This is a genomic window from Salinicola sp. 4072 (assembly GCF_036663415.1).
GTDB lineage: Bacteria > Pseudomonadota > Gammaproteobacteria > Pseudomonadales > Halomonadaceae > Salinicola > Salinicola salarius_A.
The window spans coordinates 1-25,573 of record NZ_JAXOVV010000038.1 but is presented as its reverse complement, the minus strand read 5'-3'; the positions used below and the strand labels follow the sequence as shown (position 1 = coordinate 25,573).

The 25,573-nt window shown below is 64.0% G+C and carries 23 protein-coding genes and 1 pseudogene; 6 read left to right on the top strand and 18 right to left on the bottom strand.

Annotated elements, in window-relative coordinates:
- Positions 1-102 precede the first annotated feature (102 nt).
- The 3 genes from R3F72_RS17435 to R3F72_RS17425 all read right to left on the bottom strand — a co-directional run bounded on the left by R3F72_RS17435 (position 103) and on the right by R3F72_RS17425 (position 2,952).
- The gene (locus R3F72_RS17435) at positions 103-495 is read right to left on the bottom strand and encodes a hypothetical protein (RefSeq protein ID WP_332780329.1); all 393 of its coding nucleotides are present in this window, start codon (positions 493-495) and stop codon (positions 103-105) included.
- Positions 496-654: 159 nt separating this feature from the next.
- Complete coding sequence (locus R3F72_RS17430; protein ID WP_332780328.1) at positions 655-1,641, bottom strand: Bug family tripartite tricarboxylate transporter substrate binding protein; 987 nt, start codon at positions 1,639-1,641, stop codon at positions 655-657.
- A 336-nt stretch (positions 1,642-1,977) separates the two neighbouring features.
- Positions 1,978-2,952, bottom strand: coding sequence for a LysR family transcriptional regulator (locus R3F72_RS17425; RefSeq protein WP_332780327.1), 975 nt, complete (start codon positions 2,950-2,952; stop codon positions 1,978-1,980).
- A gap of 217 nt (positions 2,953-3,169) precedes the next feature.
- On the opposite strand from R3F72_RS17425, the gene R3F72_RS17420 reads away from it, so the two are divergent.
- A complete protein-coding gene (locus R3F72_RS17420; RefSeq protein WP_332780331.1) occupies positions 3,170-4,387 on the top strand; it encodes a CaiB/BaiF CoA transferase family protein in 1,218 nt (405 codons plus the stop codon).
- Positions 4,387-5,352, top strand: coding sequence for a hydroxymethylglutaryl-CoA lyase (locus tag R3F72_RS17415; protein ID WP_332780326.1), 966 nt, complete (start codon positions 4,387-4,389; stop codon positions 5,350-5,352). The genes R3F72_RS17420 and R3F72_RS17415 overlap by 1 nt, the downstream gene beginning before the upstream one ends.
- 49 nt (positions 5,353-5,401) lie before the next feature.
- Here the strand turns inward: R3F72_RS17415 and guaD are convergent, their stop codons facing one another.
- From guaD to xdhA, 4 genes are read right to left on the bottom strand one after another with little or no spacing between them, the layout of a single operon-like run.
- The gene (guaD, locus tag R3F72_RS17410; protein WP_332780325.1) at positions 5,402-6,727 is read right to left on the bottom strand and encodes a guanine deaminase; all 1,326 of its coding nucleotides are present in this window, start codon (positions 6,725-6,727) and stop codon (positions 5,402-5,404) included.
- Between the two features lie 33 nt (positions 6,728-6,760).
- Positions 6,761-7,717: a xanthine dehydrogenase accessory protein XdhC gene (gene xdhC / locus R3F72_RS17405; RefSeq protein WP_332780324.1), complete on the bottom strand. Its 957-nt coding sequence runs from the start codon at positions 7,715-7,717 to the stop codon at positions 6,761-6,763.
- The gene (gene xdhB, locus R3F72_RS17400) at positions 7,714-10,278 is read right to left on the bottom strand and encodes a xanthine dehydrogenase molybdopterin binding subunit (protein WP_442978365.1); all 2,565 of its coding nucleotides are present in this window, start codon (positions 10,276-10,278) and stop codon (positions 7,714-7,716) included. Before xdhB ends, xdhC begins: the two co-directional genes overlap by 4 nt.
- On the bottom strand, positions 10,262-11,749 hold the full coding sequence (gene xdhA / locus R3F72_RS17395; RefSeq protein ID WP_087720235.1) for a xanthine dehydrogenase small subunit: 1,488 nt from the start codon (positions 11,747-11,749) through the stop codon (positions 10,262-10,264). Before xdhA ends, xdhB begins: the two co-directional genes overlap by 17 nt.
- Before the next feature lie 297 nt (positions 11,750-12,046).
- On the opposite strand from xdhA, the gene R3F72_RS17390 reads away from it, so the two are divergent.
- On the top strand, positions 12,047-12,694 hold the full coding sequence (locus R3F72_RS17390) for a TetR family transcriptional regulator C-terminal domain-containing protein (RefSeq protein WP_087720234.1): 648 nt from the start codon (positions 12,047-12,049) through the stop codon (positions 12,692-12,694).
- 394 nt (positions 12,695-13,088) lie between these two features.
- Here the strand turns inward: R3F72_RS17390 and modC are convergent, their stop codons facing one another.
- The 8 genes from modC to R3F72_RS17350 all read right to left on the bottom strand — a co-directional run bounded on the left by modC (position 13,089) and on the right by R3F72_RS17350 (position 20,261).
- Positions 13,089-14,201, bottom strand: coding sequence for a molybdenum ABC transporter ATP-binding protein (gene modC, locus R3F72_RS17385; RefSeq protein ID WP_332780323.1), 1,113 nt, complete (start codon positions 14,199-14,201; stop codon positions 13,089-13,091).
- Positions 14,198-14,911, bottom strand: coding sequence for a molybdate ABC transporter permease subunit (modB, locus tag R3F72_RS17380; RefSeq protein ID WP_332780322.1), 714 nt, complete (start codon positions 14,909-14,911; stop codon positions 14,198-14,200). The genes modC and modB overlap by 4 nt, the downstream gene beginning before the upstream one ends.
- A 14-nt stretch (positions 14,912-14,925) precedes the next feature.
- The gene (gene modA / locus R3F72_RS17375) at positions 14,926-15,711 is read right to left on the bottom strand and encodes a molybdate ABC transporter substrate-binding protein (RefSeq protein WP_332780321.1); all 786 of its coding nucleotides are present in this window, start codon (positions 15,709-15,711) and stop codon (positions 14,926-14,928) included.
- 91 nt (positions 15,712-15,802) lie between these two features.
- Positions 15,803-16,219 (bottom strand): winged helix-turn-helix domain-containing protein, encoded by a 417-nt coding sequence (locus R3F72_RS17370; protein ID WP_087720222.1) that lies wholly within the window; start codon positions 16,217-16,219, stop codon positions 15,803-15,805.
- A gap of 98 nt (positions 16,220-16,317) precedes the next feature.
- Positions 16,318-17,736, bottom strand: coding sequence for a PepSY-associated TM helix domain-containing protein (locus tag R3F72_RS17365; protein ID WP_332780320.1), 1,419 nt, complete (start codon positions 17,734-17,736; stop codon positions 16,318-16,320).
- 122 nt (positions 17,737-17,858) lie between these two features.
- Positions 17,859-18,254, bottom strand: coding sequence for a DUF2946 domain-containing protein (locus tag R3F72_RS17360; protein WP_087720220.1), 396 nt, complete (start codon positions 18,252-18,254; stop codon positions 17,859-17,861).
- A gap of 82 nt (positions 18,255-18,336) precedes the next feature.
- Positions 18,337-18,897 (bottom strand): methylated-DNA--[protein]-cysteine S-methyltransferase, encoded by a 561-nt coding sequence (locus tag R3F72_RS17355; protein ID WP_087720218.1) that lies wholly within the window; start codon positions 18,895-18,897, stop codon positions 18,337-18,339.
- On the bottom strand, positions 18,894-20,261 hold the full coding sequence (locus R3F72_RS17350; RefSeq protein ID WP_332780319.1) for an AlkA N-terminal domain-containing protein: 1,368 nt from the start codon (positions 20,259-20,261) through the stop codon (positions 18,894-18,896). The genes R3F72_RS17355 and R3F72_RS17350 overlap by 4 nt, the downstream gene beginning before the upstream one ends.
- Positions 20,262-20,571: 310 nt before the next feature.
- Between R3F72_RS17350 and kdsA the strand changes: the two genes are divergently transcribed.
- Together kdsA and R3F72_RS17340 are read left to right on the top strand one after the other, a co-directional pair.
- Positions 20,572-21,417, top strand: coding sequence for a 3-deoxy-8-phosphooctulonate synthase (gene kdsA / locus R3F72_RS17345; RefSeq protein WP_332780318.1), 846 nt, complete (start codon positions 20,572-20,574; stop codon positions 21,415-21,417).
- A 20-nt stretch (positions 21,418-21,437) separates the two neighbouring features.
- Entirely contained in the window at positions 21,438-21,992 is a 555-nt protein-coding gene (locus tag R3F72_RS17340; RefSeq protein ID WP_087720215.1) for a KdsC family phosphatase, read from the top strand.
- Between the two features lie 121 nt (positions 21,993-22,113).
- Here the strand turns inward: R3F72_RS17340 and R3F72_RS17335 are convergent, their stop codons facing one another.
- Complete coding sequence (locus R3F72_RS17335) at positions 22,114-22,842, bottom strand: LrgB family protein (protein WP_087720213.1); 729 nt, start codon at positions 22,840-22,842, stop codon at positions 22,114-22,116.
- Positions 22,839-23,207, bottom strand: coding sequence for a CidA/LrgA family protein (locus R3F72_RS17330; protein WP_087720212.1), 369 nt, complete (start codon positions 23,205-23,207; stop codon positions 22,839-22,841). The genes R3F72_RS17335 and R3F72_RS17330 overlap by 4 nt, the downstream gene beginning before the upstream one ends.
- Positions 23,208-23,330: 123 nt before the next feature.
- Here R3F72_RS17330 and R3F72_RS17325 point away from each other — a divergent pair.
- Positions 23,331-24,409 (top strand): annotated as a pseudogene (locus tag R3F72_RS17325) (IS3 family transposase).
- A 252-nt stretch (positions 24,410-24,661) separates the two neighbouring features.
- On the opposite strand, the gene csiR reads toward R3F72_RS17325, so the two are convergent.
- Entirely contained in the window at positions 24,662-25,351 is a 690-nt protein-coding gene (gene csiR, locus R3F72_RS17320; protein WP_087720210.1) for a DNA-binding transcriptional regulator CsiR, read from the bottom strand.
- Between the last annotated feature and the right edge of the window lie 222 nt (positions 25,352-25,573).

Here is a 25,573-nt window from a genome sequence, read left to right as displayed (position 1 = left end):
GCGGGGAAATTTCAGCGTTTTGGCATTACTCAACAGCTATTCGCGCTGAAGAAGCCGATCCTGATAAGCGATGCCACCAGTCAGTACCTTCAGACCGCTCAATCAGCACCCTCGTGAATGAGGCGGGCTGACGAGACGTCTCGCCACCCTCACCAGCAGCCAGACACCCAGCAGCGCCGCGCAGAAGTGCGCCGCTGTCATGATCAGCGAGTGGCCCTGCACGGCTGGCGGAATCAGAAAATACGCCGCGCCAAACAGCCCGTATGTCCACAGGACGCCAACCAGCGGTGGATGGATGGCGATCGCCGTCGTGCTCATCAGGTGCAGACGACTGTCGTTGAGCCTTCGCAGGCGGAAGTGAATGTACTTGAGCAGCACATGGGCGACGAGGGTCGCGCCGATGATGACCGCGGCCATGATCCAGAACGGCAGCGCAGCGAGCCACTGCGCGATCAGGGTATTGATAAACGCCGCGTTGGTAACCGATGCATTCATGAATGAGCCCGTTGATGACGAGGATCGATTCATTCAAGCGTAGGCGCTTTGGCTACAACTTTCGTCGCGGCAGGCAGTTTTGTGGCCGAGAGCCTTCGCGGCTCGCAGGCAAACGCGCCCGCCCGGGAACCCGAGCGAGCGCGTGGGGCCAGCCTCCGGTTACTGTGAAAGGCCGATCTGGCGGGAGATATCCTCGATCTGGGTAATCTGCTCGTTGACGAACGTCGTGAAGGCTTCGCCGTGCATCTCGAATGGCATCAGGCCGTTCTGCGTCATGACGCCTTTCCATTCGTCGCTCGAGTAGAGCGTGTCGATGGTGTCGACCCACCACTCATAGGCATCTTCGGAGACGTCCGCCGGCATGTAGAACCCGCGCCAGTTGGGGGCGATCGTATCGATGCCCTGTTCGCGTGCCGTCGGCCATTGCTGCAGTTTGCCTGGCAGGCGCTCTTCGGAGAGGATCGCCAGGGGGCGCAGGTCGCCGGACTCGATGAAGCTGACCACCTCCGAAATGTCGCCGGTAAAGGCGTCCACGTGGCCGCCCAGAGTCTGGGTCACCGCCTCGCCGCCGCCGTTGTAGCCCAGGTAGGCGATGCGGGCCAGATCATCGACGCCAGCCTCGTTGGCGGTCATCAGCAGCTTCAGGTGATCCCAGCCGCCGGAAGCGGTGCCGCCGGTGAAGGTCAGGGCGCGCGGGTCTTTCTTGAGCGCTTCCATGATCTCGTTGAGCGACTGATAGGGAGAGTCGGCCGCGACCGCAATCACGCCGTAGTCCGCTCCCAGCGTGCCGATCCAGTTGACCATGCCGGCATTCATTCCCGGGAACTGGCCACGTGCCAGACCGGTCGTGGTCACGGTGCTGGCGGCGACGATCAGGTTCTCCTGCCCGGCGCGCTTCTGGACCACGTGGGAGAAGCCGACGCCGCCGCTGGCACCCGGCATGTTGGTGGTCTGCACGTTGCCGTCGACCAGATCGAGATCGCTGAGCACCCGACCGACGGAGCGGCAGGTGAAGTCCCAGCCGCCGCCGGGATTGGCCGGGGCGATGCAGTCCACCTTGCCGCTCTGCTCGAAGGCCTGGGAGGTGCTGGCGGCGCTCAAGAGCAGGCCACCGGCGATCAGCGTTTTCAGGCTACGTGGGGTCATGGCGTGTTCCTCTTCGTGTTGTTATCGAGCTGCGCTTTCGTTCGCTGCTCGTTGCTCGTTGCCTTCTGGCCGCTGCCACGATCGATCGACGGCGAACGTGGCGCAGCGGTGTGTCTCGAGAGAACGCTAGGCTTTGTCTGAAAACTGCCTGCGCTCGGCCATACGGCGTTAAAAATCGGCTCAAAGTACTCATTTACACCGCGTAAACTCCGTCTTTTCGCCGATTTTTGCCTTGTCTGACCTTCGCTCGACGACTTTTCAGACAAAGCCTAGCGAGCGGCGTCGGCGGGAAAAATTGATATTTCGACAAGCGAGCCTTCGCGCTTTCCGAAGGGTTTACACCTTCGTCGTAACGCCAGCGGAAGCCGAGTTGCCTGTGGTGTCTTCGACCTCGGCATCGAAATCGGAGCCGGCATCGCGCGAACTGGCACCTGCGAGATGCTCGACCATCTGGCGGGCGATCAACGGCAGGGCATCCAGGTCGCGGACGCCGATGACCAGCTCTCGTTCCGCCCACTCGTCGATCAGCGGAATCGTCGCCAGCGACAGGCTTTCCCGATAGGCGGCGACGGCGCGGGCCGGGAGAATGCCGATGCCCATGCCGCGATCGATCATCCGGCAGATGCCTTCGAAGCTGCGCACCTGGATGCGCATCCGTAGCGGCTGCGCCAATCGCTGGGAATCCTGGTGCAACAGGGCGTGGAGCGAGGAGTCCTGCTCCAGACCGATGAAGTCGTAGTCCAGCGTCTCGGCGAAGGAGAGGCTTTGGCGAGTGGCCAGCGGGTGATCCCGGGCCGTGACCAGTACCAGGCGATCCCGGCGATAGGGGTGGATCGACAATCCTTCGGCGGGAATATGGGCGGAGAAGATGCCGATATCGGTAAGGCCGTCGCGCACCGCCGCGATGATCTCGTGACTCAAGCGCTCCTGCATGTCGATACGAATCTGCGGATAGCGCGCAGTGAAATCGCTCAGGTCATCGGGAAGGAATTCGATCACCGCCGAGGTGTTGGCATGCAGGCGCACGTGGCCGCGGATCCCCACGCTGTACTCGCTCAAATAGGCATTGAGATGATCGAGGCTGTCGAGCATGTGGCGCGCGTGATGGAGCAGGGCGTGACCGGCGGGCGTCAGCTCGACGCCGCGCGGGCGCCGGTAGAGCAGTGTCGTCGAAAGCTGTGTCTCCAGATCGCTGATCCGCTTGCTGACCGCCGCCAGCGCCAGATGTTCGCGCTCGGCCGCGCGGGTCAGGCTGCGCGAATCGGCAATCGCAACGAATAGCTTGAGGGTGACGAAGTCGAGTCGTTTCATGACGATAGGTATCGGAGCGGAGCGATTGAGGCCCCCACTGTAGCGTTCGCCGCTGGCGAAGCCTAGCTTGACGATCGCCTAATTGTTGCCACGCGCCGGCTGGGTCAACCTCTGATCATCGATAGAAGACACATCATTAGCGGTGCTCCGACATCGTTGGACATTCACGGAGGAGAGCGACATGGCGACCAGCGACGACAAGGCGACCGGTGACGGCATGGCGGTCAGCGACAATGCGCAGGCGCTGGCAGGACTCAAGGTGGTGGAGCTGGGCCAGCTGATCGCGGGGCCTTTCGCCAGCAAGTTGCTGGGGGAATTCGGCGCGGACGTGGTCAAGATCGAGCCGCCGGGAACGGGCGATCCGCTGCGCAAGTGGCGCGTGCTCAAGGACGACACCTCGCTGTGGTGGCACGTTCAGACCCGCAATAAGCGTTCTCTGGCACTCGATCTGCGCTCCGAGGAGGGCCAGGAGATCGTGCGGCGCCTCGTCGACGAGGCGGACATCGTGATCGAGAACTTTCGTCCCGGTACGCTGGAGAAGTGGGGGCTGGGGTGGGAGACACTGAGCGAACGCAACCCCGGCCTGATCATGGTGCGTATCTCCGGCTACGGCCAGACCGGCCCCTATCGCGATCGCCCGGGATTCGGCGTCATCGGCGAGGCGATGGGCGGCCTGCGCTATCTTTCCGGCCACCCGGACCAGCCCTCCGTGCGGGTGGGCATCAGCATCGGGGATTCGCTGTCCGCGCTGTACGGCGTGATCGGCGCCTTGCTGGCGTTGCAGGAGCGCCATCGTAGCGGGCAGGGGCAGTACATCGATGTCGCGCTCTACGAATCGGTGTTCGCGATGATGGAGAGCCTGATTCCCGAGTACGACGGCGCAGACGTGATCCGCGAGCCCAGCGGCAGTGCCTTGCCGGGCATCACGCCCTCCAATGCGTATCCTTGTGCTTGTAAAGAGAGTACGGGCGGCGAGTACGTCCTGATCGCCGGCAACGGCGACAGCATCTTCAAGCGGTTGATGGCGGCGATCGGCCGCCAGGATCTCGCCGACGATCCGCGCTTCGCGCATAACGATGGCCGCAGCCGCCACGCCGAACTGATCGACGGGGCGATCGCGGACTGGACCCGGCAGCACCAGCGCGATTACGTGCTTGACGTGCTGGAGAGCGCTCACGTGCCGGTGGGCTACCCCTATACGGCGAAAGACATCGTCGCCGATCCGCACTATCTGGCGCGGGAGATGATCGAGACCATCCGGCTGGGCGATGGCGAATCGCTCAAGGTGCCTGGCGTGCTGCCCAAGCTGAGCCGCACGCCGGGACGGATCGACGGTGGTGGTCCGGCGCTGGGGCAACACACGCAGGATGTTCTCGACGAGCTGGGAATTGACCGCGAAACCCAGGCCAAAATGCGCGAAAGAGGAGTGATCTGATGACCGATTCGATGATTGATTCGATGACCGGGACGAACACCCAGGCCCGCGTCGCCATCAATGATGTGGCGCCGCGAGACGGCCTTCAGATCGAATCGCGCTTCGTGCCGACGGAAGAGAAGATTCGGCTGATCGATGCGTTGTCCCGTACCGGGCTGGCCAAGATCGAAGCGACCTCGTTCACCTCGCCCAAGGCGATTCCCAACCTGCGTGACGCCGAAGAGGTCATGCGCAGTATCGAGCGCGTGCCGGGGGTCGACTATGTCGTGCTGGTGCCCAACGAGAAGGGGGCCGAACGTGCGCTGGCCTGCGGTGTCGACGAGATCAATCTGGTGCTGTCGGCCAGCGACAGCCATGGTCGCGCCAACCTGCGCATGACGGCGGAACAGTCGCTTGAACGCTTCGCCAATATTGTCGAGATCACCAAGGGTAGCGAGGTGTTCGTCAACGCCTCGATCTCGACGGCCTTTGGCTGCCCGTTCGAGGGCGATGTGCCGTTCAGGCGAGTGCTTTCGATCACCGAAAAGCTGCTGGCGCTGGGCGTGCAGGGAATCTCTCTCTGCGACACCACCGGCATGGCCAATCCGCGCCAGGTTGCCGATCTTTGCCGCGAGACGCTGAGCCGCTGGCCGTGGCTGCCGGTAACGATTCATCTGCACAACACGCGCGGCATGGGGCTGGCCAATGCGCTGGTGGCGTGGCAGAACGGCATCACCCGGTTCGACGCCTCGCTGGGCGGCCTGGGCGGCTGTCCGTACGCGCCCGGTGCCACCGGCAACGTCTGTACCGAAGACCTGGTTCACATGTTCGAGCAGATGGGCGTCGATACCGGCGTGGATCTCGAACGGCTGATCACCGCCGCCGAGCTGCTGCCGGCGATGATCGGCCACGACGTGCCGGGCCAGGTGGTCAAGGCCGGCACCTCGGACCGGCGCTATCCGCTGCCGGAGGCAGCGATCGGCTAGGAAGCCGCGGGATACGCGCGCACGGGAATCGGGAATCAGAAATCGAGAGTCACGCCGCTACCGCATCGCGGTCGTGAACCAGGCGCCCGTTGGCCCAGGTTGCCGCGACCGTGCGGTCGTCGCCCAGCATCATCATGGCGAACAGGCGCTCCGACAGGGTCGTGGTCTGCGACAGGCGGCGCGCCATCAACGGGGTGGATTCGGGATCGAGAACGACGATATCCGCCTCGAACCCCGCCTGCAGGCTGCCGATCTTGTCATCCAGGTGCAGTGCCCGCGCGTTGCCGAGGGTGAGACGGTAGAACCCCTGCCAGCCGGTCAGCGCCTGGCCGAGCAGCGCCCCCACCTGATAGGCGCCCTGCAGGGTGCCGAGCCCGGACAAGGTGGTTCCCGCGCCGACATCGCTGGCCAGCGATGTCGCGAGCCCCGCGTCACGGCACGCCAGGCGATCCATCAGTCCGCTGCCCAAAAACAGGTTCGAGGTCGGGCAGAAGGCGACGTTGGCGCCACGCTGGGCCAGCCGCCGACGCTGCTCGTCATTCAGGTGAATGCCGTGGGCGAAGGTGCTGCGCGGCCCGACCAGATCGTACCGCTCGTAGACATCGAGATAGTCCCGGCTTTCCGGGAACAGCTCCGCCACCCAGGCGACCTCGCCGCGATTCTCGGACAGGTGAGTCTGCAGATAGAGATCCGAAGCGTTGCGCAGCACGCCGCCGACGGCATCGAGCTGCTCCCGGGTGGAGGTCGGCGCGAAACGTGGCGTCAGGGTGTAGCTGAGCCGATCGCGGCCGTGCCAGTCGGCGATCAGGCGTTCGCTGTCGCGCACGCCGCCCAGCGTGTCGTCGGTCAGCGCCTCCGGGGCGTGGCGATCCATCAGCACCTTGCCGGCGATCATGCGTAGCTGGCGACGCTGGGCGGCGCTGAAGAAGCTGTCGACCGACACCGGATGCGAAGAGCAGAACACCTGGGCGGTCGTGGTGCCGACGCGCAGCATCTCGTCGAGGAACCGCTCGGCGCCGGCCTGGGCATATGCGGCGTCGGCAAACCGGCATTCGGCGGGGAAGGTGTAGTCGTTGAGCCAGTCGAGCAGCTGGCGGCCGTAGGACGCCATGATGTCGAGCTGGACGTAATGCACGTGGCTGTCGATGAAGCCCGGCATCATCAGCTTGTCGCGGTAGTCGACGATCTCGATATCCGCCGGCAGCCGCTCGGCCAGCGCCTCGAAAGCGTCGACGGCCTGGATATGGCCGTCGACGATCCAGATCGCGCCGTCCTCGAGATAACGTGTGGTATCGGGCAGTGGCGTCGCCTCCTCGCCGGGGTCGCCGAGGCAGGTGAACAGAGGGCCGCGAAGCAGGCGTTGGTGCGTGTTCATGATCTCTCTACCTATGATTTTCGACCGCAAGGCTCACGGTCGCGTTGCTCGGTGTCGAGCGGCTGAAAAGGTGTGACGCAGGGTTTCCGGTGCGATGCCGCGCTGCGCCGGCCTGTTCGATGGTCGGGACTGGGCCAGCAGTTCGGCGGCAACGCTGATCGCGATCTCCCGGGGGCGCTTGGTTTCGGTCGCGCCGAGGCCGATCGGGCAGCGGACCCGAGCCAGCGCGGTATCGTCGAACCCGGCGGCGGTGAGCCGCGAGCGGAAGCTGGCCCATTTGCTCGTCGAGCCGATCATGCCGATGGAGTTCAACGCCTCGCGACCCGGGTTTTCAGGCGATAGTAACGCGGCGATCAGATCGCGGTCCTGCGCGTGGTCATGGGTCATTACCAGCACGTGGCTGGCCGGCGGAATGGCCGCCACGGCCCGTGCCACGCCTTCGGCATCCGGTGATAGCCGCATCGGCCGCACGCGGGCGGGATAGCCTTCATGGCCGTTCCCATGCTCGTTCCCATGCTCGTCCTGAAACGGAAAGGCTTCGGCCCGGCTGTCGTACCAGTCGATGCGCCAGGGTAACGGCGCGAGCAGTTCCACCAGCGCCTGGCCGACATGCCCCGCGCCGAACAGCGTCAGGTGGCTTTCGGCGCCGGCGAAGACTTCGATCAGCACATGGACGAACCCGCCGCAGCACTGGCCGGAGCGCCCGCCCAGCGGGAACGCTTCGAGGTAGGTGCCGGACGAGACGGGCGTCGTCGTCAGATGCTGGCGGGCGGTCTCGATCACCTGCTGTTCGAAGTGGCCGCCGCCCAGGGTGTCGATCACGTCTGTCGGCGTGATGATCAGCTTGGCGCCGGGTTCCCGCGGGGTCGAACCGGCGGCGCTGACCACGCTGGCCAGCGCATGGGGCGTCCCGCTTTCCTGCAGCCGATGCAGCGCGGCGTGCCAGCTTTCGCGCCGATCTCGGGTTTCGAGAGAGCCGCCAGCGCTCATCGCGACGCTCCGGCGTTCGGATCCTTGGTTCGCAGTGCTTCGGCTCGCAACGCTTCGGCCGCCATCAGCACGCGTTCCGGTGTGGCGGGGGTGTCCAGTGGCGGGCTGACGCGATAGTCGGCAAGGCTCGACAGGGCGTCGCGCAGCGCCGACCACACCGAGATGCCGAGCATGAACGGTGGCTCACCCACGGCCTTGGAGCGATAGAGGCTGGCCTGGGAGTTGGGATGGCCCTCGAGCAGTTCGACATTGAAGATCGGCGGCAGGTCACCGAAGGTCGGGATCTTGTAGGTGGCGGGGCCGTCGGTCAGCAGACGGCCCGCGTCGTTCCACTTCAATTCTTCGCTGGTCAGCCAGCCCATGCCCTGAATGAATCCGCCTTCGACCTGGCCCAGGTCGATCGCCGGGTTGAGCGAATAGCCGACGTCGTGAAGGATGTCGACGCGCTCGACCCGGTATTCGCCGCTCAAGGTGTCGACACTCACTTCGCTGACCGAGGCGCCGTAGGCGAAGTAGTAGAACGGCCGGCCCTGACTGGTATCGCGATCGTAGTGAATCAGCGGGGTGGAATAGAAACCGGTCGCCGACAGCGAGACCCGGCCGAGATAGGCAGTCTGGATCAGTTCGCCCCACGATACGTCGGGCGTCACCGCGCCGATGTCGGAGACGAGTTGCCCATTCTCGAGTCGCAGCCCTTCGCGATCCAGCTGATAGTGCTCGGCGGCGAAGTCGAGCAGGCGCTGGCGAATCTGGGTCGCGGCATCGCGCGCGGCCATGCCGTTCAAGTCCGCGCCGCTGGAGGCCGCCGTGGGCGAGGTGTTGGGCACCTTGTCGGTGCGCGTGGCGCTGATGCGCACCGATTCGAAGTCGATGCCGAGTTCCCGGGCGACGACCTGGCACACCTTGGTATGCAGCCCCTGGCCCATCTCGGTACCGCCATGATTGATCATCACGCTGCCGTCGGTATAGACGTGGAGCAGGGCGCCGGCCTGGTTGAGATGCTTGGCGGTGAACGAGATGCCGAACTTGACCGGCGTCAGCGCCAGCCCGCGCTTGATCACGGCGCTGTGGCGATTGAAGGCAAGAATTTCCTCCCGCCGCTGCCAGTAGTCGCTGCTGCGCTCCAGCCGCTCGATGATTTCCACCATCAGCGGATGCTGGTCGACGTGCTGGCCGTAGTGGGTGGTGTCGCGACCGCTGCGATAGAGGTTGCGCTTGCGCACGGTCAACGGGTCTTCGCCGACATGGCGGGCGATATCGTCCATCGCCCGCTCGACGATCATCATGCCTTGCGGGCCGCCGAAGCCCCGAAACGCGGTGTTCGAGGCCGTATGGGTGCGGGCGCGATGGCCGGTCACCCGCGCGGCACCCAGCGAGTAGGCGTTGTCGGCATGGAACATGGCGCGGTCGACCACCGCTTCGGAGAGATCCGGCGAGTGGCCGCAATCGCCGATCAGCGTCATGTCGCCGCCGATGATCACGCCGTCGTCGTCGAATCCCAGCCGATAGCGGTTGTGAAACGGGTGGCGCTTGCCGGTGGCGCGAGTGTCGTCGGCGCGCGGCAGGCGCAGGCGGATCGCCCGACCGGTGCGGCGTGCCAGCAGTGCCGCCATGCAGGCCCACGGTGCGGCCTGGGTCTCCTTGCCGCCGAAACCGCCACCCATGCGCCGGTTCTCCACCGTCACGGCATGAAACGGAATATCGAGCACCTCGGCGACCAGCTTCTGGGTCTCGCTGGGATGCTGGTTGGAGGTGTAGACCGTGACGCCTTCGTCCTCGCCGGGCACGATCAGACAGGCCTGGCCTTCGAGGTAGAAATGCTCCTGGCCGCCGACGAACTGCTCCGCCTCGAGCACATGGGGCGCGCGCTCCAGCGCCTGCTGCCAGTCGCCGCTCATCTGCACGTGCGTCGGGCGCACGAACTCGCCGGCATCGGCGGCGGCAACCGGATCGAACCGGGGCGGCAGCGGCTCGATCTCCACGACCGCGGCCTTCACGGCGCGGCGCGCCTCGAGATAGCTGGTGGCGGCAACGGCGAACAGCGGCTGGCCGACGTAGCTCACCTCCTCGTCGGCGAACATGGAGTCGCCGGGGAAGACCGGGCCGATATCGCGATGCCCAGGGATATGCTGCGCGGTGATGACGTCGATGACGCCGGGCATTTCCCGCACCGCGCCGAGATCGAGCCGCGTCACCCGGCCGTGGGCCACGTCGCTGAGGCCCACCATGGCGTGCAGTGTGCCGTGCGGCGCCGGCAGGTCGTCGATGTATCGGGCGCGTCCGGTGACGTGCTTGATGCCGCTTTCGTGGGCCTGGGCGTGGTTGACGTCATGTCGCTTCGGGCGCGGTGAGACGGTATCGCGCGCTACCGGTTCGTCGCCTTCGAGGCGGCCGATCTCTCCGTCAGTGCCCGTCGATTCGGATTCGATCCGAGGCGCCAGCGAGGGTTCGGTCATGGGCGCTTGCTGCGGCTGGTCCGCTCCGGCCGTGGCGCGCGAATCCATGGTTTGCAAATCCGCGGCACGCGAAGCATTGAAGACCCGCTTAGTGAGCGTACGCATCGAGAGTGACCTCCTGCGTGGGCGTGGTCGAATCGGTATTGGCGAGCGTCAGCCGCCAGCGTTCCAGCAGATTGGTGGCCGCAGTCAGGCGATAGTCGCGGGAGCCGCGGGCGTCGCTCATCGGCGCAAGCGACTCGCGCAGTGCCTGCTTGGCGGCATCGAAGGTCTCTGCGTCGGGTTTCCGGCCTTCCAGCGCGGCCTCGACGGCAGTCACTCGCAGCGGTATCGCTGCCATGCCGCCGTAGGCGACACGCACGTCGGTCAGAACGCCGTCTTCCCGTCGCCAGCGAAACGCCCCCAGCAAGGTCGAGATATCGTCTTCACGTCGCTTGGAAAGCTTCCAGACGCGCTGTTCGAAACCGGGCGGGGGTTTGGGCAGATGAACGGCGGTGACGCATTCGCCCGGTTCGAGCGCGGTCTTCTTGTAATCCAGGAAGAACGATGAGAGCGGCAATTCGCGCACGCCCTCGGGGCCGGCCAGCCGCAGCCTGGCATCCAGCGTCAGCAGCACGGGCGGGGTATCGCCGATGGGCGAGGCGTTGGCGATGTTGCCGCCCACGGTGCCTCGGTTACGGATCTGGGCCGAGCCCAGCCGGGTCAGCAGATGCGCGAACGCCGGATAGTGTTCGGCCAGCAGCGGTTCCCACTCCCGGTAGGTGACCGCCGCGCCGATCCACCAGCCGTCGGCGGTTTCCTCGATCTGACGCAGTTCCCGCACCTGGCGCAGGTCGATCAGCGTCTCGAAATGCTCGAGCCGCTGAGTGACCTCGAGCCAGAGATCGGTGGCGCCAGCCACCAGCCGGGCGTCAGGGTGGCGCTGCATCGTGTCTATCAGGTCGGCCAGCGTTGACGGGGTGAGATAACGTTCCTGGCTCTCGCTGTTCTGATTCTTGCTGCCCACTAACGGCGCCAGATTGCGGATCTCGCGTTCGAGCTCGGGATCATCGGCCCAGGGCGGGCGAGTGTCGGCGCGCTCGCCCATGCTCAGGGCGGCGTCCCGAATGGGCCGGTAGCCGGTGCAGCGGCACAGGTTGCCGCCCAGGGCCGCTTCCAGACGATGGTCGTCCAGCGGTTTCCGTGGTGCCGGTGTGGCGCGCTGCTGTTCGTGCAGCGTGAACAGCGACATGACGATACCGGGGGTACAGAATCCGCATTGGCTGCCATGACAAGCCACCATCGACGCCTGCGAGGGATGCAGGGCGTCACCGCGAGCGAGCCCTTCGACGGTGACCAGGTGCGCGCCCTGAAGCTGGTGCGCAGGCGTGATGCAGGCGTTGACGGTGCGGTAAGCGAGCGGCTGCCGGTCATCTTCCGGGGAGGCGATGGCGACGGTGCAGGCGCCGCAGTCGCCGGAAGCGCAACCTTCCTTGGTGCCGCAGTGAGAAAGCGGTCCGCGCAGCAGTTCGAGCACGCTCGTGTCGGGCGCGGCGGCCACGCGTTGGCGTTGGCCATTGAGAAAGAATTCGATCATCGGAGATCTGCCGTTGTCATTGTACGGGTCGCCATTCGACGCCGGGACGAAGGCCGGCGACCTTGCAGGGGAATCCTGACCGATCGGTCAGCTTTTGTCAGCCTCTTTGATTATGCCGCTCATGGCAAGCTCTCTTTTCACGGCCAGGCGAGTGCGCCATCGGCAGACAATCGTCTGGATTCAGCATAGCATCGGCGTCGGTTATCTTGTGGCGAGGAAATGACCCGGAGGCCGTGGGTCTCAAGCGCCTGGAGCGTTGTCCGGGTTCAATCTGGTTGAAGTGCTTAAGGAGTCCAGGTGGGCAATCACAATCTTCCCGAAGCCACGGTTCGGGAGCGCAACGAGCAGCGCATTTTCGATGCTGCGGAGAGCGTATTCGCCCGGCATGGCTACCGTGGTGCGAGCATTCAGGCGATTGCGGCGGCGGCCGGTATTCCGAAGTCGAACGTTCTGTATTACGTCGGCAGCAAGCGGCGGCTCTACATCACGCTGCTGGAGCGCACGATGTGGCGCTGGAACGAGATGCTGAGCGATATCAGCGCCGACGATGATCCGGCGGAGGTGCTGGAGGCTTTCATTCGCAGCAAGATGCGCCTGAGCCAGACTCACCCGCAGAGCTCGCGACTGTTCGCCAGCGAGATACTTCAAGGGGCGCCGTTTCTGAAGGAATCGCACTTCGGTGACATGCGGGAATGGGTGGAATCCCGCACCCAGGTTTTCCGCGAGTGGGCGGAGCGAGGGTTGATGGACCCGGTGGACCCGGTGTGGCTGATTTTTCTGATCTGGTCGGCGACGCAGCACTACGCCGACTTCGAAACGCAGATCGTCGGCATCACTCAACGCAAAGCGCTCGATGCCGAGGATTTCCGCTCGGCCAGCGACTTCCTGTGTCAGGTCATCTTGAAAGGCTGCGGCGTGCGCCAGCGTGATGCATCGACCCCGTGATCGGTGCGGGAATCAGGAAGAGCGGGAAAGCAAGAGAGAGCCAGAGCGAAGCCGATGAAAGCGAAACAGGTGAAAACCAAGGGGAATGGGTAGATCACCATTCGACCCGAAATCGGAAGCGAGTCCATTCGCGCTCAACTTCCTGTCGAGTCTCAACCTTGAGGGCCGGCAACGTCCTGTTGCACTGCGGTCGATCCCTGGATGCTGTCCCTAATCGCACTCCGTGCGAATTCACATCGTCCTTGAAGGTGCTTCCTTGCTGCAGCGGCATCCTGCCATCGGCAGTTTATACGAGGTTCTATTCATAAAGCGAATAGGAAATTATAAGTAAAACATTAAGTTACAAAGAAATACGTTCGATTTCCGATCCGCTCGCCAGTCTTTTTCGAGTTTTCTACAAGCCCTTGTTTCCAGACTGGAATCGCGAATCGAACGCGACGCTCCGGATGAGCCCGATGACGATCATTCCCGCTTTTAGTTGCATTTCGTCACAAGCCTGGCGGGTGAGCCGGGCACGCAGCCGCTGCCGACCCACACGCAGCCGCACTTCGCTGGCACTTGGCGCCTGGGGCGATGGCTCGATCGCCTCGATCACGGCACTGAGGCCGTTGCGGTAACTCGTCCCCTCGGGCATGACATGGGCAAGCGCCACGTCGCGCACGCCGACGCGCAGGCGTATCGGCGTGCCGGGCGGCTGTTCGATCGCCGGAATGCGCAGCGTCTGGCCATCGTCGAGAGCAACCCGCGTCAGCGAATAGCGGCTGTCATGGTCGACCACCTTGGCGCTGAGGCGTGTGGCGGCGTCGAAGCCGCCCAGCCGGTCGGTCAGGTCCAGCCGCATCATCAGCTCGTCCAACTGACCATGAGCCGTCAGGCGCCCCTGCTCGATGAGCGCCAGGTGATCGGCTATCGCCGAAATCTCCGCGGTATCGTGACTGACGTAGACCACCGGGATGTCGATTTCCCGGGTCAGGCGGACGAGATAGCGCAATAGCTCCTGCTTGCGCTCGCCATCCAGCCCGGTCAGCGGCTCGTCCATCAATAGCAGGCGAGGCTGGGTCAGCAGCGCTCTGCCGATAGCGACGCGCCGCGCTTCGCCACCGGAAAGCGTGCCCGGCAGGCGCTCCAGAAGATGCTCGATGCCCAGTAGCGTCACCAGGTCATCGAAACGTGGACGAGCGCTCGACGGCATGCCGTAGGTGAGATTGCCGCGAACCCGATAGTGCGGAAACAGCCGCGCCTCCTGAAACACGACGCCCAGCTGACGCTTGTGGATCGGCACGTGAGTGCGATTCGCGATGTCGGTCAGGGTGCGCTCGCCGAGCCGGACGTGACCGGCATCGGGGCGGTCGAGACCGGCAATCAGCCTCAGCAGGCTGGTCTTGCCGCTGCCCGACTGGCCGAACAGGGCCGTCACGCCGCTGGCAGGCACCGAAAGCGAGATATCGAGGCGGAAGTCGCCCAGGCGCTTCTGTACGTGGCATTTCAGGGCATCGGCGCTGCTCATCGATCGCGCTCCTCGAGGCGCAGCCTGGCACGGCGGGCCAACCATTCCGACGCGATCAGCGAGAGCATGGCGATCACGATCGACAGCACGCAGAGTCTGGCGGCGGCGGCTTCCTTGCCCGGTGTCTGGATCAGGGTGTAGAGCGCCAGCGGCAGGGTACGGGTTTCGCCCGGGATGTTCGAGGCAAAGGTGATGGTGGCGCCGAATTCCGAGAGTGCGCGGGCGAACGCCAGTACCGTGCCGGTCAGCAACCCCGGTATTGCCAGCGGCAGCGTGATCGTGAACAGCACCCGCCATCGATTGGCGCCCAGCGTGCCCGCGGCGGCTTCCAGCTTGGGATCGACGGCCTCGAGCGAGAGCCTGACGGCGCGAACCAGCAGTGGAAACGCCATCACGCCACCGGCGACGGCGGCGCCTTGCCAGGTGAAGGGGAGCGAGAAGCCGAATCCCTGATTCAGCCACTGGCCCAGCCAGCCGTTGCGTCCCAGCGATAGCAGCAGCAGATAGCCCACGACCACCGGCGGCAGAACCAGCGGCAGATGCAGCAGACCGTCGAGCAGTGCCTTGCCGCGAAATTCGTGACGCGCCAGCAGCCAGGCGACGGCGATGCCGGGGATCAGGATCCAGCCGACAGCGCTGCCGGCGATCTTCAGGCTGAGCACGATCGCCTGCCATTCGGCATCGGAGAGCGCCATCGCCTCAACTAGCATCCAGGCCTCGGGTCTCAGTTGGCGTCGACGGGCGTAAAGCCGTAGCGGGAGAAGATCGCCAGCGCGTCATCGCCGGCCAGCCATTGACGGAACGCGTCGGTCGCATCGCTCGGTGCCGGATTCACCATGGCGAGCGGATAGGTGATGGGGTCGTGACTGTCGTCAGTGAAGACACCGATTTCCCTGACCCGGTCGCTCGCCCTGGCATCGGTTTCGTAGACGATCCCGAGCGGCGCTTCGTCGCGTTCGACCAGGGCCATTGCAGCGCGCACGTTGTCGCCGTTGGCCAGGCGGGATTGCAGCCCATCCCATTCGCCAATCGCCTGCAATGCCTGCCTGGCATAGATGCCGGCCGGTACGTGGCTGGTTTCGCCCACCGAAAGCCGCTCGCCATCGCCGAGGCGTGAGGCGATGGTGATCTCACCGCCCGGCGTGAAATCCGCGATGTCGCTGGTGGCGGGGGCGATCAGTACCAGCCGGTTGCGCAGCAGATCCACGCGTTCGCCGACCGGCACGTTCTGCTTCTCGAGCCAGTCCATCCACTGTTCGTTGGCGGAGACGTAGATATCGGCGGGCGCGCCGTTGGCAATCTGGCGCGCGAGTGTCGAAGACGAGGCGTAGATCGGGACGATGTCGACGTCGTGATCGGATTCGTAGGATCGGATCGCCTCGTCCATGGCATCGGTCATCGACGCGGCGGCGTAGACCTGAACCTGCTCGTCGGCGGCATGAGCGGCAAGCGGCATGGAGAGCGCCAGCGCCAGAAAACAGAAAGGAGTCTTGCGTACCGGTGAAGTCACGATGTTCTCGTTATGTCTGAATGGAAATAACGGGAAATCACTATAGCGGTCGGTACCGCGACGGTCGAGGAAAAATCGGGCAGCGCGGCGCTCAATCGGGTTCGTTTTCCGAATCCGGCCTCGCATCGGCGAGCGGGGGCGGCTCGGCCTGGTGGCGGGTAGAGAGGCTGTCCAGCAGGGCTCGGCCGCTGGCATGTTCCGTCAGGTCCGCGGTCAACTGGCGGTAATGCCGGATGATGTCTCGGCCTAGATCGGTCAGCGTGGCGCCACCGCGCTGGGTGCCGCCGGTGGCGGTATTGACCACCGGCGCCGCCAGGTGGCGGTTCATGGTATCGAGCAGTTGCCAGGCCTTCTTGTAGCTCAGGCGCATCTCGCGGCACGCCGCCGCGATCGAGCCGTGTCGCTCGATCGCTTCCAGCAGGTCGATCTTGCCGGGGCCGATCACGATCTCCTTGTCGGCGACCAGGCGAATCTGAAAGCGTGGCGTGGGGTGGTGCGTACGGGTCATGGCGATATACCTGGCATGCGAAGCGGCCTTTCTGGCGTGAGCCGAAGGTTGTAGCACAGGATAGCCACGCTCTCAGCCATCGTGACCCCATCCGGCCGTCAGGTCGACGTCACGATCGTGGCGGGGCGCGCGAACCGCCAGCGTAGCCAGTCGACCACCACGAACGCGGCAAGGCTGGCGCCCATGACCGGCAGCGCGTACCCCAGTGCGACGGCGATAGCGGCAACCGCCAGCTTCGCTCGCGTGCCGAGGCCTCGATAGATCGCCGTGAAAGCTTGCGGCGCGTTGGCGCTGGTGGAAGCGGCACCGGCAAGAGACGGGCGGCGGCGCCACCACATTGCGTAGCCCCAGCACACCAATGTCGCGAGGCCCGTGGCGAAGGCGATCAGTACCAGCTGGTTGGGCAGCCCGAACAGTATGCCCATGTGCAGATCGATGCCCCAACGAGTCAGCTTGGCCGCCAGCGGGAAGGTGGCGAAATCGGCCCGATCGGTGACGGCAAACGTTTGCGGATCGAGCGCCACCTGATCGACCTGGGTCGGCCATTCCCTGGCCACTTCACGAATGGTCCAGGCCTGTCGCGGTGAGGGCGGCGGCACGATTTCGACGCTGTCGGCGTCGATGCCGGCGGCTCTTGCCGCGTTCAAGGCGTGATCGAAGTCGCCAGGCGACAGCGGCGAGGGCTGTGCCATGTTCATCCCGGCGTGTCCGGCAGTGGCATGATGCGCCGCATGCGGATCGGCGTCCCGCTCCGAGCCGGAATGCGAGGCTGCAAGATCGGTGGAGACAGCGGGTGTCCCCCAGTCCCAGGCATGACGCAGCTGAGCGATGTTGCCGCCGGCCCACTGCGACCAGGTCAGCCCCGTTGCCGAGAAGAACAGCAGACCGATCAGCGCCACGATGCCCAGCGTGGCATGACGCCGGCGCAATCGTTGCCGGCCTGCTGCCCGCCGTGTGATTCGGCGCTGGCGCCACCACAGGAAGGCGCCGCTGAGTGCGGCGATCCATAGCCAGGACGCCGCCAGTTCACTGTAGAGTCGGCCGATATCCCCCAGCAGCAGGCTGCGGTGGAACTGATCGATGGCGGTGCGTAGCGGTAGTATGCCGCTGGTGCCGTAGACCGGCATGTCGCCGCGAATCTCCAGTGTGACCGGGTCGACGAACAGCGCCCGGTGTTCGGACGGGCCGAATGCTTCGCCACCGAACAACACTCGAGTGGTCGTTCCCGGCTCTGGCGCAGGACGAACGGCGGCGGGTGCGGCAGCGATGCCAGCGACATGCTGGGCCGCTTCGATCTGGCGTGACAGCGGTTGGGATTCGCCGCGACTCTGCGTGGTCAGGGCGTCTTGATAGAGCCAGTTTTCGAGCTGCGGCGTCAGCGCATAGGCAATGCCGGAAAGCGCAGCCACGAGCAGGAAAGGGCCGACGAACAGGCCGACGTAAAAATGAAGGCGAGTGATCAATGCCACCCACGAGGGAGGCAGGCGGCGGCCGGTCGCCGACGAGACGGTATCCATGGATGAACTCCGAACCTGAATGATTTTCAGCGTGAGTCCCGGCCGAAGGCCAGGAGCACGTACGACGCCGGCAATGCAGCCCCGGGAGGCGGCAGTGGCGGCGACAGGAGACGGAAAGGACTTCAGGCGCGGGGTGGCGCGCGGGAGGCGTAGCGGGGATAGACCGGTGTGGTGGAGGGCAAGACCACGACGACGGGCGGATGGAAGGTTGCTGGCGGTGGCGTCGACGGCGGCAGCACTTGCGGAAGCGCGAGCCCCGGCACGTGCAGGAAGAGTTCGCAGTAGCCACACGCGGCCATGTCGAAATGGTGGAGGAGATGGGCATCGTCCACCGCCCGCGGCTGGCCGTGGGCGTGAGGTTCGGCGTCGCCATGACGGGGCATTTCCGCCATGGTGCCGACCGGCATTTCCATCAGCCGCTGCATCTGGCTGATCAGCGGCCCCGTGAACGCCAGCAGCATGGCGAACAGCGCGAGCACGGTCAGCGGGCGATACCAGCGGTGCCAGAAAGAGGTCATATCCGTTCCAGGACGACGTCGTCAGGCCGCGACTCTACCTGTTGAGGGTTTGGCCGCCAATTGTCGCTGGCGGGGTGTGTGATTATGTCGCACCGAGGGTGAGCTGCTCCGGCTGCTGGTCTTCGTCGATGAGGACCCGCTCGTGCTGCAGAAGCCAGCGCTTGCGATCGAGCCCGCCAGCGTAGCCGGTCAGCTTGCCGTTGGCGCCGATGACACGGTGGCAGGGCACGACAAGACATAGCGGGTTGCGCCCGTTCGCCGCGCCGACGGCCCTCACCGCGCGTGGCGCGCCGATGGCGACGGCGATTTCCCGATAGCTGCACGTCTGGCCGTAGGGAACGCTCTGCAGGGCTTGCCACACGCTCAGCTGGAAATCGGTACCGCGTGGTGCCAGAGGCAGGTCGAACGTCGTCAGCTCGCCCAGGAAATAACGCTCCAGCTGGCTGGCGCAGCGCGCCGTGAGGGCATTGCCGCGCTCGACCACGTTCGGGCTGCTCGAAAAGGCGAGCCAGGTGAGGCCGTGATCGGTCGCCCGTATCTCGATGGGGCCGAGCGGGACTGTCTCGGGCGGCCGATAGATCTGGACGTAGTCGTCGTGACGCAGCGGCAGGCGCGAATCACTCAATGGCGAGAAGGTGTTCATATCACTCGATTCCACAGTTGTAGCGTGAGATAGCTGCGCCAGGGCGAGGCGGCGGCGAGATCCAGCGGTGTCGTCAGGGCCGCGAGCGCACGGCGCACGCCGACATCGCCATCCAGCCAGATATCCGGGTTTCCGTTGCCGCGAAAGTCGGCGACGTTGGCTGTCCAGGGGCCGATTCCCTTGAGCGAGCGCCACTGCTGGGGATCGTCGCCGATCTCGCCGCTGGCGTAGGCGGCAGCCAGACGGCGCACGGTGTCCCGGCGGTTGCCGGGGAGCTTCAGAAAATCCAGATCGCTGGCGGCGATGGCCTCGGCGGTGGGGAAGCGTCGACGACCTTCTTCATCGCTTTCACCGAGCCGGTCGACGAGCTGCTGGATCAACCGGTTGGCGGCGGCCATCGACACCTGCTGGCCGAGTACCGCGCGGATACCTGCCTCGAAGACATCCCATGATCCCGGCAAGCGCAATCCTTCGGCCAGCGGAAGCGCTGGAACGGATTGGTGCAGATGGGCTTCGATGGTCTGTGTGTCGGCGTCCAGATCCAGCATTCTCCGGATTCGACGAACGATCGCATGGAGATCGCCCAGTTCGCTCAACACCAGAGTGACCTCGAACTGATGCCGCCTGGCGTCGTGGCGGGCTTCGAAGTGTCCCGTCGTCGTGCCATGGCGGATCGTGCGGCCCAGCGTATCCTCGCTCACCCATTCGAGGCCCGCGATGGCATGCAGCGCATGAAAATGACGTAGCCGTTGCCACTGGTAGGGCGGGCGGTAGGCCAGCTTGAGCGTCAAGGCGGCGCTTTTTCGGCTTCGGCGGCGGCGGATCTCGGTGGGCGTCAGCGCCATCTGGCGTTTGAAGGCGTCGTTGAAGCGGCGCAGGCTCGAAAATCCGCTGGCATGGGCGACATCGACCACCGGCAGCGTGGTTTCGTGAAGCAGCTTCTTGGCGAACAGGCACTGGCGGTAGAGCGCGTAGGCCTTGGGGGATACGCCGAAGCGGCGCTGAAACAGCTGGCGCAGGTAGCGCTCGCCGATGCCCAGTCTCTCGCAAAGCCGTGCGACGTTGCCATCCTGGAGGGCGCCGCTGTCGATCAGGCTGATCGCCCGGGTCAGCGTGGTCCGGGCACCCATCCAGGCGGGTGAATCCGGCGCGCTGTCCGGCCGGCAGCGCAGGCAGGGGCGAAAGCCGGCGTTGGCGGCGGCGACCGCCGATTCGAAGTAGCGCACGTGGCGTTCCTGCGGAAGCGTCGCCGGGCAGACGGGGCGGCAGAAGATGCCGGTGGTGCTGACGGCGATGAAGAAGCGGCCGTCGAAACGCGCATCGCGCGCTAGCCGCGCGCTTCGGCATTGCTGAGGGTCGAGCATGGCATGCGTCCTGGTCGTCGTCGCGAGCTCATTCGTCTCGAGTTCATTATAGTGCGCGGCGATGGGGCGACTGGCCGGATCCGGCACTGAATGCCCGTGTCGGATAGAGCGGCGAATCGTCGGCACGAAGATCGGCCATAGGTCGGTGCATCAATAGGACGGAGCATCAATAGAGCGTGCATCAGCATCAATAGGGCGGTGCATCAGCGAAAGGTAAAGATTACCGTCAGGATACTCCCTCCCGCGAGGCGAATTTCGCTAAGCTGTCGGCTCGTGCAGGATCGCATTTCATGGATAGTGAGGAGGCTTGATGAAATCCGTATCGGTCGGCGGGCTGGCAGTCGCCAACGACGCGCCCTTTACCCTGTTTGGCGGCGTCAACGTGCTGGAGGATCTGGACAGTACGCTCGAGGCGTGCGAGGCCTATGTCGAGGTGACGCAGAAGCTCGGCATTCCCTTCGTGTTCAAGGCTTCCTTCGACAAGGCCAATCGTTCGTCGATCCACTCCTTCCGTGGGGTCGGGCTCGACGAGGGATTGAAGATCTTCGAAGCGGTCAAGCACAAGTTCGGCGTGCCGGTCATCACTGACATGCATGAAGTCCACCAGGCGCAAGCCGTGGCCGAAGTGGCGGATGTGATCCAGTTGCCGGCGTTCCTGGCCCGTCAGACCGATCTGGTCGTCGCCATGGCGAAGACGGGCAAGCCGATCAACGTCAAGAAGCCGCAGTTCCTGAGCCCGGGCCAGGTCAAGAACATCGTCGACAAATGTGCCGAAGCGGGTAACGAGCAGGTCATCCTGTGCGAGCGCGGCAGTTGCTTCGGCTACGACAACCTCGTCGTCGACATGCTGGGCTTCCGTGAAATGATGGACGTCAGCGGCAACGCGCCGGTGATCTTCGATGTCACGCACAGCCTGCAGCGTCGTGATCCGACCAGCGCGGCCTCCGGCGGTCGCCGCCGCCAGGTGCTGGAGCTGGCGCGTTCGGGGATGGCGGTCGGCCTTGCCGGGCTCTTTCTCGAGGCGCATCCCGATCCCGACAACGCGCGTTGCGATGGCCCCAGCGCGCTGCCGCTGGACAAGCTCGAACCCTTCCTGGCCCAGATCAAGGCGGTCGACGACCTGGTCAAGAGCCTGCCCCGGATCGAGATCGACTGATGGCATCTCGGGATCAAACGATGGCGCGCCCGGATCGTCGCGCCCAGATCGAGCTGGTGCTGTTCGATGTCGATGGCGTGCTGACCGACGGCACGCTGTTGATCGGCCCGGAAGGAGAAGCGCTGAAACCGTTCAACGTTCGCGACGGCGTCGCGGTTGGCCTGTTGCGCCAGCATGGGATCAGGAGCGGCGTGCTCTCGGCCAAATCGAGCCAGCCCTTGATCACGCGAGCCACGCAGCTCGGCATGGACGTGATCAAGATCGGCTTCAGCCACAAGCTCGAGGCCATCCGCCAGATTGCCGAGGAGGAGGGCATCGCCGCGGATCGCATCGCCTTTGCGGGAGACGATATCATCGATATCCCGGTGATGCGGGAAGTCGCCACGGCCTACGCGCCGGCCGACGCACACTCGCTGGTCATCGAGGCGGCCGATCATGTGACGAAGGCGCAAGGCGGGCGTGGTGTCGCACGCGAAATTGCCGAAGATCTGCTCTCGGCACGTGGTCTCGATCTGCACCAGATGTACGCCCACCTGCTGGGAGACGACGACGCGCTGCGCCGGATGGTTCAGTAGGCATGTCGGCTCGTTGGCGTTTTTCAAAGCGCCAGCGGTTGTTTGAGGCTTCTGGAATCTGCAGCAAGATATCGGCTCGACGGCCCGGTCACCGCTCGCTTCGGGGCGGTGACCGGCAATTTCACAGCCCGAAGAGATGGACGATGGGAGGCAGCACGAATGCCGTGACCAGCCCCGAAAGCCCCATCGCCAGCCCGGAAAAGGCGCCGGCCACTGCCCCGACGGAAGCAAAGCAGTAGGCAGTGCCGAAGCCATGTGCCGCCAACCCCATCGAGTATCCCTGAACGGTCGGGTCGGTAATCCGGGTCAACCGGAATATCCAGGGGCCGACGATGCAGCCCACGACACCGGTCAACAGCACCAGGCCCGCGGTCAGCGAAGGGATGCCGCCGAGCTTTTCGGCGATGCCCATGGCGATGGGCGAAGTCACCGATTTCGGTGCCAGCGAGAGCACCGTCTCGGTGTCGGCGCCGAGGATCATGGCGATGCCGACGGCGGAAACGACCGCGGTGGCGATACCGGCCATCGTGCCGATGGCGATGGGCCACAACATGCGGCGCACGCGTTCGCGGTGATCGTAGAGCGGAATGGCCAGCGCGACCGTGGCTGGCCCCAGCAGAAAGTGCAGGAACTGGGCGCCGGCGAAATAGGTGGGGTAGTCCGTGCCGGTCACCAGCAAAAAGCCGATCAGCAGCGCAATGGCGACGATGACGGGATGAAGAAGTGGCGTTCCGCCCGCCCAGCGGTTGATTCTGGTGGCGACGATGAAGGCCAGCAAGGTCGCCAGCAGATGCAGAAGCGGGCTGGCGGAAAGGTAGACCCATACCTGCTCGAGACCAAGGCCGTTCATGCGTCATGCTCCTTGGCAGGTGTCCTTTTTCGAGCGAGGCGCTGCAAGGTCTGGCTGGTCACCAGAATCGTTACCGACGTCGATACGATCAGCGTGACGACCAGGATCCAGATTTCTCGACTGATCAGGCCGAAATGCTGGATGAGCCCTACGCCGGCGGGTACGAACAGCAGCGTCAGGTATTTGAGCAGGCCTTCGCCCATGGTCCGGAGGCTTCCCGGCACACTGCCTCGGATCATCAAGCCGATCAGCAGAATCAGCATGCCCAGGACCGGCCCGGGAACGGGAAGGGTGAAGGCACGGCTGATGACTTCTCCCAGAAACTGACAGCCGAGCAGAATGCTCATTCCGATAATCAATGACATCTCGTCACCTTAGACTTTGGTCTAGATTTCGAGGCATTGTACCACTGACCTTCTCCCCAGAAACCGGTCCACCAATGATGTGAGTTTTTCGCTACGTTTACCTTGATGGCATGTGGTCTTGCGATGAAGCGTAACCGACATACCGAAGAGCAGATCATCACCATCCTCAAGGCCAACGAGCGCGGGGTCTCGATCGCCGAGCTGGCTCGTCAGAATGGCGTGACCGAGCAGACCCTTTATCGCTGGAAGGCCAAGTACAGCGGCATGGAGGTCTCCGAGGCCAAGCGCCTGCGCGAGCTGGAGGCCGAGAATGCCCGACTGAAGAAAGTGTTGGCAGAAAGCGCCCTCGACGATGCCGCGCTCAAGGAGATCGTCTCGGGAAAGTGGTGACGCCCGAAGCGAAGCGGCGTGCGGTACATTATCTGGTGGCAGGCGGCTGGCTCAGCCAGCGCGGCGCCTGCCGATTGCTGGGCCTGGCAAGGTCGGTAGCCCGGTACCAGGTGATGCCGCGTGACGATGCGCCGCTTCGGGCACGCCTGCAAGCCTTGAAGACCTGCTACCCCCGCTACGGCTAATTGCTGCTGCACGCACTGTTGCGTCAGGAAGGCCTGGTGATCAACCGCAAGCGTACCTACCGGCTGTACTGCGAGCATGGCCTCCAGATCCGGACCCGACGGCGCAAGCGGCTGATCCGGCCGAGGACACCGATGCCACTGCCGGGCCGCCCCAACCAGCGCTGGTCGATGGACTTCGTGTCGGACCAGTTGGCCTCGGGACGCCGCTTTCGTGTGCTGAACATCGTGGACGATTTCAGCCGCGAGTGTGTCGGCCAGTTGGTGGATACGTCTATCTCAGGACGTCGGCTGGCCCGGTTCCTGGACGAGATCGCGCAGCAGCGCTCACTGCCAGCCTCGATTGTTTGCGATAACGGGCCGGAGCTGACCAGCAAGGCAATGTTCTTCTGGGCGCGTGAGCGGAAGGTGACGCTGGCCTTCATCCAGCCGGGCAAGCCGACGCAGAATGCGTTCATTGAAAGCTTCAACGGCAAGTTCCGGGACGGCTGCCTCAACCAGCACTGGTTCCTGAGCCTGGCGGATGCACGACACGAAATCACGCAATGGAGGGCCCACTACAACCATGTCAGACCGCACAGCTCACTGGGTTATTTACCACCGATAGCGTATGCCGAGCAGTGCGCATGAGGAGCGGTTTCTTACATTGATAGCGGACCTAAACCAGGGGGAAGGTCAAAACCTCCAATATTCTTTGGCTACTTCCTCCATTGCAATATGGGGCGGCTCGGGTATTCAAGTATGTCAGAGTTGCCATCATCCTAGCTTTTATGTCGGCCCTTCAAGGTATGCGTGCGTGTAGGCCGTAATAAAGAGGGTGAGGCGTTTATGGTGCGCCATCTGCTCGACTAAACTCGCACGGGAGTATCGGTATAGCATGTATCATACCAAGCCACGATCCGTTAACACTTGTTTTATGACCGGCACCGGTGTCATTAAATGATCCAACATCATCTCACGGGCCTTTGAAGCGTCGCGATCCAAAATCACTTCGGTGAGGGCGGCATGCTCTTGTCGCTTGGTCTCCAATGCATCTTCTGAAAACACTGTCTGGCATAGCCACAGGTGGCGATACCGCTCGGCTTGATCAAATAGAGCCCTACGCGCTTGTAAAAGATGTGGGGAACAGCAGCCTGCAGCAATTGCGCTATGAAATGCCTTATGGCGCGCATCCCAAACATCCAGCATGTCATCAGCGCTATTGATCTCCATTACCTTGGCCAGCGTATGGGCCTTGGCAAGTATTTCTGCTTCCCAGTCGTCGTCTCCACGGGAGATGGCTAGTTCCAGCACAAGCCCCTCTAAGTGGGCGCGAGCATCATAGATCGCTTCAAGCTCTTGTACCGACATCCCTGCCACTCGATAGCCGCGTTGGCTTGCCGCTGTAACTAGATGCTCGCTGACCAACTGAGATAGCGCTTCACGCATAGGGCCAATGCCAAGGCCATAACGGACTTTCAGGCGGCTCATCAGTAGCTTTTCACCAGGTGCATAGACGCCACGGATGATATCGCTCTTAAGTTGCTGGTATGCACTTATGGCGAGATTGGGTCGTGGGCTAGCGTTGGTCATGTCGCGATTCCATGAGGGTGTATGCCAATCATAACGGAATCTCACTGAGCCAGGAACAAAGGCAAAACATTCAAATAGAGAAATAACCTAGATACGGCGGTCTCAATGACCAAGTGCAACACGTGAGCCATCAGGTACGGTGTTGCCATGACTTACTGCTATCGCCATCTCTCTGCTGAAGACCGAGCCGCCATCATGATGATGCGAGCCACGCATTCGATC